The organism is Vibrio variabilis (assembly GCF_003263785.1).
Classification (GTDB): Bacteria; Pseudomonadota; Gammaproteobacteria; order Enterobacterales; family Vibrionaceae; genus Vibrio; species Vibrio variabilis.
Window position 1 is genome coordinate 61652 of sequence record NZ_JYJK01000068.1, and the last position, 12939, is coordinate 74590.

At 45.7% G+C, this 12939-nt stretch carries 10 protein-coding genes and 4 pseudogenes; 5 read left to right on the forward strand and 9 right to left on the reverse strand.

The features are described from left to right. Positions 1 to 21: 21 nt before the first annotated feature. Positions 22 to 1227 (reverse strand): cystathionine beta-lyase, encoded by a 1206-nt coding sequence (locus TZ48_RS10220; RefSeq protein WP_112479065.1) that lies wholly within the window; start codon positions 1225 to 1227, stop codon positions 22 to 24. A 115-nt stretch (positions 1228 to 1342) separates the two neighbouring features. Beyond that, a pseudogene (gene cls, locus TZ48_RS10225) lies at positions 1343 to 2796 on the reverse strand (cardiolipin synthase). 471 nt (positions 2797 to 3267) lie between these two features. On the opposite strand from cls, the pseudogene TZ48_RS10230 reads away from it, so the two are divergent. The 3 genes and pseudogenes from TZ48_RS10230 (at position 3268) to TZ48_RS10240 (ending at position 6371) form a co-directional block, all read left to right on the forward strand. Further along, positions 3268 to 4610: pseudogene (locus TZ48_RS10230) on the forward strand (sodium-dependent transporter). An 85-nt stretch (positions 4611 to 4695) separates the two neighbouring features. Further along, positions 4696 to 5382: a TIGR01621 family pseudouridine synthase gene (locus TZ48_RS10235; protein WP_112479076.1), complete on the forward strand. Its 687-nt coding sequence runs from the start codon at positions 4696 to 4698 to the stop codon at positions 5380 to 5382. Positions 5383 to 5438: 56 nt separating this feature from the next. Then, entirely contained in the window at positions 5439 to 6371 is a 933-nt protein-coding gene (locus TZ48_RS10240; protein ID WP_112479077.1) for a class I SAM-dependent methyltransferase, read from the forward strand. 91 nt (positions 6372 to 6462) lie between these two features. Here TZ48_RS10240 and TZ48_RS10245 read toward each other — a convergent pair whose 3' ends face one another. After that, positions 6463 to 7125 carry a DNA alkylation repair protein gene (locus TZ48_RS10245; protein ID WP_112479066.1) on the reverse strand — a complete coding sequence of 221 codons (663 nt, stop codon included), beginning with the start codon at positions 7123 to 7125 and terminating at the stop codon, positions 6463 to 6465. A 77-nt stretch (positions 7126 to 7202) separates the two neighbouring features. Beyond that, entirely contained in the window at positions 7203 to 7577 is a 375-nt protein-coding gene (locus tag TZ48_RS10250) for a VOC family protein (protein ID WP_112479067.1), read from the reverse strand. A 695-nt stretch (positions 7578 to 8272) separates the two neighbouring features. On the opposite strand from TZ48_RS10250, the gene TZ48_RS10260 reads away from it, so the two are divergent. Then, positions 8273 to 9346, forward strand: coding sequence for a beta/alpha barrel domain-containing protein (locus TZ48_RS10260; RefSeq protein ID WP_112479069.1), 1074 nt, complete (start codon positions 8273 to 8275; stop codon positions 9344 to 9346). Between the two features lie 196 nt (positions 9347 to 9542). Here TZ48_RS10260 and TZ48_RS10265 read toward each other — a convergent pair whose 3' ends face one another. The 4 genes from TZ48_RS10265 to TZ48_RS10280 all read right to left on the reverse strand — a co-directional run bounded on the left by TZ48_RS10265 (position 9543) and on the right by TZ48_RS10280 (position 11652). Next, entirely contained in the window at positions 9543 to 9731 is a 189-nt protein-coding gene (locus TZ48_RS10265; RefSeq protein ID WP_112479070.1) for a DUF1289 domain-containing protein, read from the reverse strand. A 30-nt stretch (positions 9732 to 9761) separates the two neighbouring features. Beyond that, the gene (locus tag TZ48_RS10270; protein WP_112479071.1) at positions 9762 to 10055 is read right to left on the reverse strand and encodes a Fis family transcriptional regulator; all 294 of its coding nucleotides are present in this window, start codon (positions 10053 to 10055) and stop codon (positions 9762 to 9764) included. A gap of 61 nt (positions 10056 to 10116) precedes the next feature. Further along, positions 10117 to 10986 carry a patatin-like phospholipase family protein gene (locus TZ48_RS10275; protein ID WP_112479072.1) on the reverse strand — a complete coding sequence of 290 codons (870 nt, stop codon included), beginning with the start codon at positions 10984 to 10986 and terminating at the stop codon, positions 10117 to 10119. 207 nt (positions 10987 to 11193) lie between these two features. Continuing rightward, a complete protein-coding gene (locus tag TZ48_RS10280; RefSeq protein WP_042498172.1) occupies positions 11194 to 11652 on the reverse strand; it encodes an META domain-containing protein in 459 nt (152 codons plus the stop codon). A gap of 258 nt (positions 11653 to 11910) precedes the next feature. Here TZ48_RS10280 and TZ48_RS26115 point away from each other — a divergent pair. Continuing rightward, positions 11911 to 12166 (forward strand): annotated as a pseudogene (locus tag TZ48_RS26115) (DUF1289 domain-containing protein). Between the two features lie 19 nt (positions 12167 to 12185). Here the strand turns inward: TZ48_RS26115 and TZ48_RS10290 are convergent. Then, positions 12186 to 12922: pseudogene (locus TZ48_RS10290) on the reverse strand (3'-5' exonuclease). Between the last annotated feature and the right edge of the window lie 17 nt (positions 12923 to 12939).

A 12939-nucleotide genomic window follows, 5' to 3' on the forward strand; every position in this document is an offset into this window, starting at 1 on the left:
AGAAAGCCATTTAAACAAATTTTATTGAGTAACGGTTTTCTCTTGAATCACCGAATTATAGCGCTCAAAACCGGCTTTTAGATCTTCAATTAAATCTTCGACACTTTCTAAGCCGATATGAAGACGAATCAGAGTGCCCTCAAAGTTCGGGTTAGCGACGGTGCGCAGTGAGTTGAAGCTCTTTGGTTCATTGGCGAGGATGAGACTTTCGAAACCACCCCACGAGTAGCCCATGCTGAAGTGTTTCATGCCATCCAATAGCGCAGTAGTGGCTCGCGGGTAGCTTGATTTCAACACGAATGAGAACAGGCCGTTACCGCCGGTAAAGTCACGCTTGAAATATTCGCTGCCAGGACAAGTCTCAAGAGCAGGGTGGCGAACATGATCTACTTCTGGACGCGTGGCTAACCACTTAGCGACCTTTAAGCTGTTTTCGGCATGTTGGCGCAATCTCACATCTAGCGTGCGGATGCCGCGAAGACCAAGATAAGCATCATCAGGAGAGACGCACTGACCCATGAGGTAGCTCTGCTCACGCAGTTGATCCCAGTACTTCTCGTGCGTGACAGCGGTACCTAGCATGACATCCGAGTGACCCACGATGTACTTAGTCGCCGCTTGAATCGAAATGTCGACACCGTGTTCAAATGGAGAAAAGTTGACGCCTGCTCCCCACGTGTTATCCAGCATAACAATGACGTCATTTTCATGAGCAATTTTTGCCATACCTGGCACGTCTTGCACTTCCATGGTGATAGAGCCAGGGGATTCAAGAAACAGAATTTTGGTGTTTGGCTGGATAAGATCTTTGATGCCTTGGCCAATCATTGGGTCGTAGTAAGTGGTCTCTACGCCCATCTTCTTCATGATGCTGTCACAGAAGTCACGAGTAGGCTCGTAACACGTGTCGACCATGAGAATATGATCGCCGGTCTCAACAAAAGCAAGAATCGCATTAGAGATAGCAGCTGTACCACATGGGTAGAGCGCACAGCCAACACCGCCTTCGATTTCCGTCATCGCATCTTGGAAAGCAAAATGCGTGTTGGTGCCACGACGACCATAAAATAGGGTCTTATTGGCGCGGTTCACGGTAGCGTGATGCTTTTCAGCGACAGTATCAAAGACAACGGTAGAGGCGCGTTGTACTGGCGGGTTTACGACGCCGTTTGTCCACTTTTTATCGCGGCCAGCGGTGACAAATTTGGTGGTTTTGCTTTCTGACATTAAAGATCCCTGTCTGTATTCAAACCGCAATGTGTTTGAGATTCATGCTTAGATAACAGCAATAAACCATGAAGCCAAAGAGTTGCAAGTCTTTGGCCTTCTTCAGTACTTATGATCAGAGCAGTGGGTTGAACAGATAGAACAGTCGTTCAAAGAAACGGTGATAGATACTGCGCTGTTTCCACTTGTTGTAGTCGACTAAGTCAGCGCTCTCGATGTAGTGGCTTTGAAGTTGATGCATTTTGAGTGTGAAGGCTGGATCTTCGACCGCAAGGGTTACCTCAAAGTTGAGCCAAAGGCTGCGCATGTCCATATTAACGGTACCCACTAAGCAAAATAGCTCATCAATCACTACCGACTTAGTATGTAACAGCCCACCGTCAAACTCATGGATTTTTACACCGGAGGAAAGCAGTTCCGAGTAGAAAGCACGCGATGCCCATTTCACCATCATAGAATCGTTGTTCTTCGGTATAACTAACTCAACATTAACGCCACGCTGTGCTGTGGTTTTGATGGTTTCCAATAGATCTGCACTTGGTACAAAATAAGGTGTGGTGATGCGCACGGACTTTTCTGCCTGATGCATGGCAATGGTGAGCACCTGACCAATTAACTGATCTGGCATGCCTGGTCCTGATGGCACGACTTGAACTGGTTTCGAGTCTTCTGGAATGTCGATCTGACACTCTGGCTGCACAGGTAATTGGCGGTCACCGGTTTCTACTTCCCAGTCCCAACAGTGAATGGCAGAGAGCACATTGACGGTTGGCCCTCTATACGCACCATAATGTCAATCCACTGGCCAACCCCAGAGTTTTGCTTGAAGTAGGCCGGATCGACCATGTTCATGGAGCCTGTATAGGCCACTTCATCATCAATAACGATGATCTTGCGGTGTTGCCGCAAGTCCAAACGACGTAAGAAAATACGCCATGGTGACACTTCAAGGCCTTCAACCAACTCAATGCCGCCATCGCGCATCATGGTTGCCCAGTGACTGCGGAAAAAAGTAGGACTGCCCGCCGAATCGAGCAAGACTTTGACGTTGACACCACGTTTTGAGGCTTGAATAAGTGCCGCTGCAACCGAGTCAGCCAAACCACCTGGATACCAGATGTAGAACACCATTCGAATGCTGTGCTTAGCATTCTCGATATCATTGATGACTGAGAGCAAGATTTCTTGTGGAGTGGTTTGTAACTGCAGCTCATTGCCACACAAAGCGGGAATACCCATGCGCTTATTGCACAAGTTATCGATCTTAGAAATGTGCGTACCCATATTATCGGGTACGTGGGCATTACAATTGTTTAGTTCAAAGAACCATTCTTCAAAGGGCTTAAACATGACGCGAGCGCGTTCTGCGCGTTTACGGCCAAGGTTGAGTTCACCAAACATGAAATAGCAAATCACGCCGACCACTGGAATGATATAAATCACCATTAGCCATGCAAGAGAAACACTGACTGCGCGCCGCTTGAGCACAACCCGCAATGTCACACCGGCAACGAGTATCCAATACAAGCCAATGCCTGCAAGTGTTAGAAAGTGATAAACCTTGTCCATTTAGCCTCGATAGAAAGACAGTTTTGGAAATAATAATCTCAGAATCAAGTATTTGGAATAGTTAACTGTCTGTCAAATACAACGAGTCACTGCTGTGAGCGTTAAGAGTTAACAAACGTAAGATAAAAGGTTATGGCAAAGAATGTAAGCAGAGCAAACTGTCGCAAAAGGAAGTTAGTGTATTGACATTCGATGGTTTAATAACCGAACTATAGTGAAATAGAATGGATAATGGTCAGGTAAGAGTTTTGGGCTTCCAATTGTAAGGATTACCTGCTTTACTTGCTACCCATTCGCAAAACTCCCAATTAAACTGCGCTGTAAATTAATTTGTACAGCTCCGGTTTGGGAGCTGCTAAGACTTCGCACAAGGAACAATGATCGCTGGTTAGCGATGGTTTGCGTTGCTATTTGTATCAAGGACAGCCACTTTACATTTCGCGTCGCTCGGCGACGGTTTGGTACGAAACAATGACAAGTTCCGATAGAGGACAATTCACTTCCCGCTTTGGTTTTATTATGGCTGCTGCCGGTAGCGCAGTAGGTTTAGGTAATGTGTGGGGTTTTCCAACCCAAACGGCGACCAACGGTGGTGCGGCCTTCTTGCTGGTTTACCTGTTGATGATGGCGCTGCTGGCGTTTCCAATGTTGATCGCTGAGCTAACCATTGGTCGTTATGGTCAATCAAACCCAATTGCATCACTTCGCAAGATATGGGTAAAAAACAAGCCGGTTGCTGCCATGTTTGGTGTGATTGCGCTGCTTACCGCTTCCATGATTCTTAGCTTTTACGCCATTCTAGCTGGCTGGCTAATCGGTTTTGGTCTTGCGCCTATTGCTGATGTTATCGGGCTAAATGGTGTAGCTGACTGGTTAGTGACGTTCGGCACGGCTCGGAACGTAAGCTTAACGGTGCTGTTCATGTTGATGACAGTGTTTGTTGTGAAACGCGGTGTTTCCGACGGAATCGAAAAGTGGTCATCTCGACTAATGCCTGTCCTTTTTGTGCTTTTCATTGCTCTGATTGGTTACATCTTTACCCAAGACGGCGCTATGGACGGTCTGGAAATGTATCTTGTACCGAAATGGAACCACCTAAATGCTAGCCTTGTGGTTAACGCAATGGGTCAGGCGTTTTTCTCATTGTCACTTGGTGTGGGGCAATGATGGTATACGGCTCTTACCTTAGTAAAGACATTAATATTCCGAAAACGGCGGGGCAGGTAGCGATCATCGATACTGGTGTTGCGTTCATGGCGGGCTTGCTGATTCTTCCTGCTATGTTTGTTGCTAAAGAAAATGGCGTACAGATTTTCAATGAGCTTGGTGAGCTGATTAGTTCTGGCAATCTGGTGTTTGTGGTATTGCCAGCGTTATTTGATTCAATGGGGCTTGCCGGTGAAGTCATTGGCATCGCATTTTTTGCCCTAATGGTTATCGCCGCATTGACGTCTTCAATCGCTATGTTAGAAGTGCCAGTATCTTGCCTTCAAGAAGAAGCGAAGATGTCTCGCAACAAGGCGACCATGATCCTGGGCGGCACCATTTTGCTGTGTAGCGCTATTATTGCTGCCAACTTCAATGCGTTGTTCGACTTAGTCGCAACCGCCTCTACGGTTTATATGCAGCCGCTTCTTGGCGTGGTGTGGGCTGTGGTTATTGGTTGGATTTGGAGCCGTAATTCACTGCTTGAGGAAATCAGACAAGGTAACCCAGAGATTGAACAGACCTGGTTTTGGAAAATTTGGCCTTGGTATGTGAAGTTTGTATGTCCGGCGGCAATTTTGATCGTCTTTGCGTATCCTTTCCTCTGATCACTCATTATCAGAAAACCAAAAGCTGCTCTTAGGGCAGCTTTTGTGTATCATCCGAGCCAAACAAAACAAAGTTACGCCTTTCATGTTCGATATTCAGTTTGAAAATGATGATTTTGTGGTCATCAACAAGCACCCGGGTGTCAGTGTTCACAAAGATGACGGGGATACCATGCTGGTGCAAGAAGTTGCGACCTGCCTTGGTTGTCCGTCTCTATTTCTGGTGCATCGCCTCGACAAAATGACCTCAGGTTTGCTGATCCTTGCCAAACGTTCCGAGGTGGCCGCGGAGTTCTCAAAGCTGTTCCAGCAACGTCAAATGGATAAGTTCTATTTGGCGATTGGCAGCAAAAAGCCGAAGAAAAAGCAGGGTACCATCTCTGGAGATATGGAACGCTCTCGTCGAGCGTCATGGAAGCTGGTGGCAACTAAGAATAACCCAGCAGTGACACAGTTCTTCTCCTTAGCGGGTGAAGAAGGTGAGCGGGCATTTTTATGTCGACCATTGACAGGAAAAACGCATCAAATTCGTGTGGGGCTTAAATCTGTAGGCTCTGCGATTGTCGGTGATCCCATTTATGGCCAGAGTACAGGCGTTGATCGCGGCTATCTTCATGCTTACGCATTGCGCTTTACCCTTTTTGATCAAGCGTATGAGTTTATCTGCGATCCAAGAAACGCGGAGATAGGTAGTAAATGGAACAGCGCAGCTTTGAGTTGTGCAATCGAGCAATGGTCTAAACCGTGGGAGTTAGTATGGCCGAAGAAATGACCTCATCATATGACAATCAAGAGCCACAAGAGAATCAAGAGCCACAAGGTCAAGTGATGCAGGCCGACAAATTGAGCGTGTTCTTCGAACAAGTTGAGACAGCTTTGGCATCTGCGCCAACCGAAGTTCGCCGTTTATTTCATGGCCGAGGTAAGTGCTTCCCTGGTTTGGAGCAATTGACTTGTGATTGGGCGGCCAATCAGTTGCTGGTGAACTTGTTTAAGCCTGTCGACGAGATTTTCCTAACGACACTGCAACAAGGTTTAATGGAGTTAGCGGCTTCAACTATTTGGGAAAAGGCTCAAGGCAAAGCGGTAGTATTGCAACACAGATACAGCGACGGCGCGCCGTCAGAAGTGCTTTGGGGTGAGCTCGATAGCAAACCTGTGGTTGAAGAGTTGGGTTGTCAGTATCAACTCGATATTGGTCGAAACCAAAATTTCGGACTATTTCTTGATATGCGAAACGGCCGTGAGTGGGTGAAGTGCAAAGCGGAAGGTAAGCGTGTTCTTAATTTATTTGCGTACACTTGTGGCTTTTCAGTCGCGGCGATCGCGGGTGGTGCAGAGCATGTGGTGAATGTGGACATGGCACGTTCATCGCTCAACAAAGGGCGCGACAATCATCGCCTAAATAACCACGATCTTAGCCAAGTAAGCTTTCTTGCCCACGACATTTTTAAGTCTTGGGGGAAAATCAAAAAGTACGGACCATACGACATCGTCGTGATCGATCCACCATCATTCCAAAAAGGCAGTTTTGCATTAACCAAAGACTACAAGAAAATCTTAAGACGTTTGAATGAACTGCTTACGCCAAATGGGGAAGTGATGGCGTGTGTGAACTCACCAGCGGTCACGCCAGACTTTCTGATTGAAGGTATGGCAGAGGAAGCGCCGCAGTTGAGTTTTGTTGAGCGTTTACCAAACCCTGAAGAGTTTGCGGATGTAGACCCGGATGCAGCCTTGAAGGTATTGCTGTTCAAATAGTAAAAATAGCACTCGATGAGTGCTATTTTTTGGTCTGAAGAAAAGAGCACAAGCTTTGGCGAGTGAATCTGTTAGCTTGAGAATACCCAGTTTAAAGTGACATTAGCGCGTCTTTTGTGCATCGATCTAGGTTTCCTAGAGCGTAACGAAAAGCGGTTCTTGGTATTACCTTATGGTTGTCTCTCAAATACTCGATGACCTGTTGAGGCTCTTTTTTGGAGAGTTCTTTTAAAAGCCAACCATAACCTTTTTGCACCAACTGATGCTCGTTTTTAAACAAGAGCTTGGCGACCAAGTAGGGATTTAAACCCGAATACGCATCTTTCTTAATTGGATAAATGAGGATGACAGCCGCTGCTCTCTGTACTGCGAAATGATCGTGCTTTACCCAGCTTAGTGTTTTCTCAGATAACTCATTGTATTGTCTGAGTAACTCACCAAATGCATGAGTACAGAAATCATCACAATCGCCCCAGCCATTCACATACTCAAGCAACCAGTTTTCAAAAACCACGTACGTCTCTGGCGTGTACTGTTTTTTTACTCGAAACGCCCAATCATAAGCAATAACACCATATGCCCAATCTCTAGTGATGAGTAATTCTTCGCACAGAGCAAGTACATTTGAGATACCTTTGTTATCCAAAGAGCGAAAGGTTTTTGCAGATATTCTCCGAATATCAACCGTTCGAACACATTGCTCGGGGTAGCCTATTTTTTTTAGTTCCTGCTCAATTGAGCGCACTATAGTCACACTTGTTCCTATCAAATTACTTCGCGACAACACACATTGGTGTTTAGAGTCCGCTTAAAACGTTTCTTACAAATGTTCTATGGCAATATCTTGACGGCTTCTATTTTGTTTCCGTCCCGATCTCGAATAAATGCAGCATAGTAGTTTTCGCCATACTCTAACCGAACGCCCGGTTTCCCCTCGCATGTACCACCTAGTTCAATTGCTTTGGTATAGAATTCATCCACAGACTCTTTAGAAGGGGCATTGAAAGCGATATGTAAACCATTACTTGGCGTTGCTTTTCCTTCATAAGGACTACCAACCCAAAACTCTAAGTTGTCACCATAGGCGGCGGCAATATTGTCTATATAGTGGGAGCGTTTTATAGACAAAGTAGACAGAACTGAATCGTAAAATTCGATGGCTTTTATTACATCCGATGCTCCAACTGAGACGTGATTTAGAATCATTTTAAGTCCTTTTTATTAAACAAATCTTCCGAGATACGGGGCTTTTCAATCGTACTCTGATCAAATAATTCTACCCTGTATATAAAAACAGGGTAAGTATTCGGGTGTAAACTTGTTAAGTCAACAACATTAGTATGTAAAACACAGGCCTAAAGCAAAAATGTATGTAGATAACACCTGATTTTCCGTTGAACAGTATGGCGAAAGAGGCTCCTCAATCGAGCTTTGGCGAGCGTTTACCAAACCCTGAAGAGTTTGCGGATATAGACTCGGATCCAGCCCTGAAGGTAGGTGCTGTTAGGTACTATTGTTCTTCAAAATATTGGCATCTAACATTCGGTCTATAGGATACGAAAAATAACGTTTGAACATCGTAGGCACTACTCCAAACTTTCGTTATTCCGCACTCGATACGTATTCAGCTTTGCAACGCGCTATATGAGATTCCCTTCTTCAAGGGAATGACGAAGTTTTTGGAGGGTGCCAAACATGAGGTGGGGCAAACGTTTTTATCAAACAGTTACAAATTTTGCAGCCCCCGATCGATTGAACAACGATTTCGTGTATTTTTTCTGCCATGTAATTGATCTCACGCAGCGATACTGTGATCAGTAACACACAGCCCATGTTCAATTGTGCTTACTAAGGCTAGAATCCGTGCCAGTTTTATTTGGCGCAAACAGGAAAGGCTTCTGATGACTACTCCAACTCAGTTCGAACTCTATGACATCCTCAAGACCTATGAGGACAACTATCAAAATGGGCCCTTCTTTGATGCTAAATTTCCGACTCGCCCTGCAATCACTCAAACTCAAAAAGTATTCGACTTTGAGGTGAACTCTCGTCTTGGCGTACCTGCGGGTCCTCTTTTAAATAGCCACTGGTGTGATATCTACGCCAAGCTTGGTTTTGACATTCCAGTCTATAAAACAGTACGAAGTGTCGAACGCACTTGTCACCCAGCGCCAAACTGCATCTTCCTAGATACTAACGAGCAGTTCAGTAACGGCGACATCAATGCTGAGATCCACCCTGGTGGACGTCCTTCACAAGACGAGCGTATCACCATCACCAACTCTTTTGGTGTTCCTTCACTTGCGCCTTCTGTTTGGATGAAAGACATCGAGGAAGGCAATCGTAAGATGGGTAAAAACCAGCTGATGATCGTATCGGTGAATGGTACACCCGGTCTAGCTGAGCGTGACCTCGTTGAAGATTATGGCTATGTTTCAGCAATGGCGAAAGAAGCGGGTGCCAAAGTTATTGAAGTGAACTACTCTTGCCCTAACCTAGGTGGTAGTAAAGAAGGAGCTCTGTTCTCAGACCCTGAAAACTCAGCACTAGTATCGAAAAAAATCCGCGAATCGATTGGCAATACTCCTTTACTTATTAAACTTGGTTGGATGCCAGCAGAGCAACTTGAGAAAGTGATTGAAGCAAACCGCCCATATGTTGACGGTTTTGCGGCAATTAACACGATTCCTCGTCAAGTTATCACTCCAGATGGTAAAGCTGCGCTACCGGGCGAAGGACGTCTCTCAAGCGGTACTTGTGGTTATGCTATCGGAGATCTGGCAGAAGAAGTGACCAGCAACCTGATAGATCTGCGGACTAAGTGGAAAGACGACTTCGTTATCTGCTCTGTTGGTGGCATGATGAACGCTGAAGACTTACACCGCCGTCTAGATATGGGCGCAGACATGGTAATGAGTGCTACTGCAGCCATGTGGGACCCATACCTTGCGCAGAAATTCCACGAGTATAAGTAACCACTCAATATGCGTTAGCTAACGTTTTCAAGATTTAAGGGCATCAGTGTTTTGGCACTGATGCCCTTTTTGCATTCGATTTTAAAACACTATAATACCGCCAGTATAGGAGGATTGATCGGACCAGTTACATCCGCTGACTCATTTTCGATTTAGGCTGGCGAGCGCGAATGAGGTAGATTTGAGTTGGAATTTTTTAATTATCCCTACTCGAATTAAGTTGAGACACACGTTTCTTGAGCTCCTTCTGCAGTGCCTTGGTGGCGTAAGGCTTCATGCTTTTCCACTTTTGGCATTCTTCCCGAGTTCTACCGCAACCCAAACACCATCCCTTGGAATTTGAAAAGTTACAGACGCCGATGCAGGGGCTTTGTTGCTTCTTCATACTGTATGCCTCTTTCCCACCATTACACGTTTAGCGTGTTTCATAGCTGATTTGTCTGCTTACGTTCTTTATTTGTACGCCAACCCGGTTAAACGCAATTTGAATGGCGGATGAAACATGCTGCTGGCCATCGCTCATTAAGAAGTTTGCTCTATCTTGGTTCGATTCAAATACACAGATAATTTGTAAGCTCTGTGGGAAGGAGGGGAACTTGACCGTGTGAGTCACCCAAAGAAAACCCTCGTAGCTTTTTAGCGTTTCTTCACACACTTCGGTCAGCACTTCTCTGATTAGCTTATCGATCTTCTTATCTGATTTGCGCATCAACACAATGTCCTATTGGTAGTGGGTCAGTAACTATGATGACATACTTACTTTTCCAATATTAACAAAAGTGGCACTCTTCTTGTCGATATTCGAGCTTACCTGTCAAGTGGTTGACGTGGCTTCGCCCTTCTTCCACGCCCATTTCGTAGCCTACATCGAGTAGCGCTTTTTTCATCGTTAAGCGCTGCACAGGAAAGTCCTCGGGTGGGGTAATGACTCGAACCACGCAATCTTTGGGTGGATTTTTAATAAACTGTAGCGAGTCATTATAGTTCTCAGCACGTTTTGCCAACGCTCGCCCAATGTTCGGATGCTTAGCGAACAACTTTTTCATTAGCCAGCCTGCTTTAGGTTTTGGCATTTCATAGCTTAGTGGGTGCGACAAAATCACTGTGATGTCTCTCGCTCCGCGGCGATAAGCTTCACGAACTGGAATCGAATCTGCTACGCCGCCATCGGTGTAGCAGCCGCCATCAAAACAAGGCGTCTCTTTGTAGGCAAGAGGCAGAGAAGCGGTGGCTTCAATGGCCTTGGCGATATTGTCTGGCGTGATTTCGTAGTAATCGGGACGGCCAGTGGCAACATTGGTCGCCGCTGCAATAAAAGGCACCGATGTAAACACCCGCTCCTGATCTAAAGGAAATCGGCGGTTAGATTCCTCATAGAGCCATTTAACATCGACCAAATGACCACCAGAAACGAATCTGCGTGGGTTGTAGAACTGTTTGCTGGTCGCCAATTTGGTGATCACTTGATAGCTTCGAGTTGGTGCGTTGCCCAAATAGCTTAATAGATTGGAAGCACCCGCAGAAACGCCGAGAACAAAGTCATAAGGGCGATAGTCTTGCTCTAGAAATGCGTCGAGTACGCCTGCTGCAAAAATGCCGCGCATGGCGCCTCCCTCGACAATGAGTGCTTTGGTGGTCATAGGTAATCTCAGTTGGTTCAATATAGCGGTTTAATATGTCGATAAGATACGTGGTTTGCGCAGCCAGAGATAACTGGATGTGGTTATTCTAGTGATAGGTAAAACCGATTCTTGAAAGGCGAGGTAAGGAAGTGACCATGAAAAAGGCCTCGCATGAAGCGAGGCCTTGAAGGCTAGGTATTTTAGGACGAAAGACTGTGCGGGGTATTAGTTTACCCAGTCTTTTAGCTCAAATGTTAGCGTGTGCGCTTGGCCTTTAAGCTCTAGACCATTTTGAGTAACGGTGATTTCACTCCAGTCAGAAAGGGTTTGAGAAACCGTTCTTTCGATATCCATTGCCGCACCTGGACACATTTTCATCGTCATGCCCATTTTTTCAATGCGGAACTGACCGTCTTTCAACTCGCCTTGACCGAAGAAGTTGTTACAGCCTGCGTTGCCGTTCGCTGTCATTTTTTCACCGATTTCTAGGCGTGGTGCTTGGTTTGGCTCTTCGATTTGAATTGGGTTGCCATCAATTTGAACCAGATTCCAGTTATGGTGCTGAAGATCCTGAGCGGTAACGGCTTTCATTGGCTCCTCCTGCTTAGTGTCGTTTGCGGCACAAGCCGTCATAAGAACTGGAAGCGCAACTGCTGCGAGTACCTTCTTAGAAAAAATCTTCATATTTATTGCTCCAACTAAATGAAATTGCTGACCAGCGTAACTAATAAAACACTGTTTTTTGTCAGGAGTAGGTTATCTTTAGTATAGTGGGATTTCAACCTAGGATGTGGAAGTTATTGTATATCCATATTGCAAGTGAGGCTAATGACTCATAATTCAGACTATTCTTACTTTATAAGCTTATCCTAGTTTATGAGACTGGGTTTATGAGTCTGGAGGCTTAAGAGAACAAAGTGGATATTATCGCAAGGGGTGTGAATGGAACAACTTGAGTTTTTTACCGTGCCGAGTCCTTGTGTTCGAGTTTGTACGGTCGATGAAAAGGGGTATTGCCAAGGATGCATGCGCAAGCGGGAAGAGCGATTTAATTGGCTTTCTTATACGCCGGCACAGCAGTTGTATATTATTAAACTCTGTCGACAGCGATACCGCCGTAAATTGGCACAGGGTAAAGCCCCTGTACCAAAATAAGGTTCTCGAAGAGGAAGCAAGTCCGCAGCAGGAGTTGTTTTAATTCACCTCTTTCCCAAGACTCAAGGCAAGAACGAGACGTTATAGCAATAGTCTCCGAGTACTTTGGTTTCGTTGTCCTGATAGGCCATTTGCGCCTGAAGTAACTCCGCTGTTGCGACTGCATCCATCAGAGCGTGATGAGGTGGATAGTCTGGCAACCCATAGCGACGACGCGTTTGACCTAAACGCACCGAATCCGCACGTTTACCTTTGAGCTTATTGAGTATGCCCGCCGTTAATTTCTCTTGATAATCCGACTCTACCTGCATGGTATCGACAACTGGGAACTCAATACCCTCACCGAGCATCTTCTTCAATGCACAGTTTAAAAAGCCGCGTTCAATGGGGCGGTAATGCACCACGATGACTTTTCCAGCTAATGCATTGAGCACGTCGGCCAATATCTCATTCAACGTCGGCGCATCAATCAAGTCATTGTGGGTGATGCCGTGAATGACCACAGACTCTTCTTCGAGCTTGGCTTTTGGTCTCACTGTCCAATGCGCAGCTTGACGGAGCTTAACGCGAGAGAGTGTAAATGGGACCAATCCAATTGACAGAATTCCATCTTTTTCTGGGTTTAGGCCTGTTGTCTCGAAATCCAAGGCGACAAATGGCACTTCATTCAAAGGCGTTTCTGGTGACGGTAAGCAGCAGCATAAAAGGCTTTAATCCTTTCATCTTTGGCTCGCTCGCTAAGTTGCTCGAACTTATTGTTCCATTGCACTGCCGGAGCTTTAAGGAGTTTTTTTATCATATGGCTTACTTAATCAA

Excerpts from the sequence above, each read along its gene's own strand:
- TZ48_RS10260 (WP_112479069.1), top strand. The coding sequence starts at position 8,273 with ATGACTACTCCAACTCAGTTCGAACTCTATGACATCCTCAAGACCTAT.
- TZ48_RS10270 (WP_112479071.1), bottom strand. The coding sequence starts at position 10,055 with ATGCGCAAATCAGATAAGAAGATCGATAAGCTAATCAGAGAAGTGCTG.
- TZ48_RS10220 (WP_112479065.1), bottom strand. The coding sequence starts at position 1,227 with ATGTCAGAAAGCAAAACCACCAAATTTGTCACCGCTGGCCGCGATAAA.
- TZ48_RS10275 (WP_112479072.1), bottom strand. The coding sequence starts at position 10,986 with ATGACCACCAAAGCACTCATTGTCGAGGGAGGCGCCATGCGCGGCATT.
- TZ48_RS10250 (WP_112479067.1), bottom strand. The coding sequence starts at position 7,577 with ATGATTCTAAATCACGTCTCAGTTGGAGCATCGGATGTAATAAAAGCC.
- TZ48_RS10235 (WP_112479076.1), top strand. The coding sequence starts at position 4,696 with ATGTTCGATATTCAGTTTGAAAATGATGATTTTGTGGTCATCAACAAG.
- TZ48_RS10265 (WP_112479070.1), bottom strand. The coding sequence starts at position 9,731 with ATGAAGAAGCAACAAAGCCCCTGCATCGGCGTCTGTAACTTTTCAAAT.
- TZ48_RS10280 (WP_042498172.1), bottom strand. The coding sequence starts at position 11,652 with ATGAAGATTTTTTCTAAGAAGGTACTCGCAGCAGTTGCGCTTCCAGTT.
- TZ48_RS10240 (WP_112479077.1), top strand. The coding sequence starts at position 5,439 with ATGCAGGCCGACAAATTGAGCGTGTTCTTCGAACAAGTTGAGACAGCT.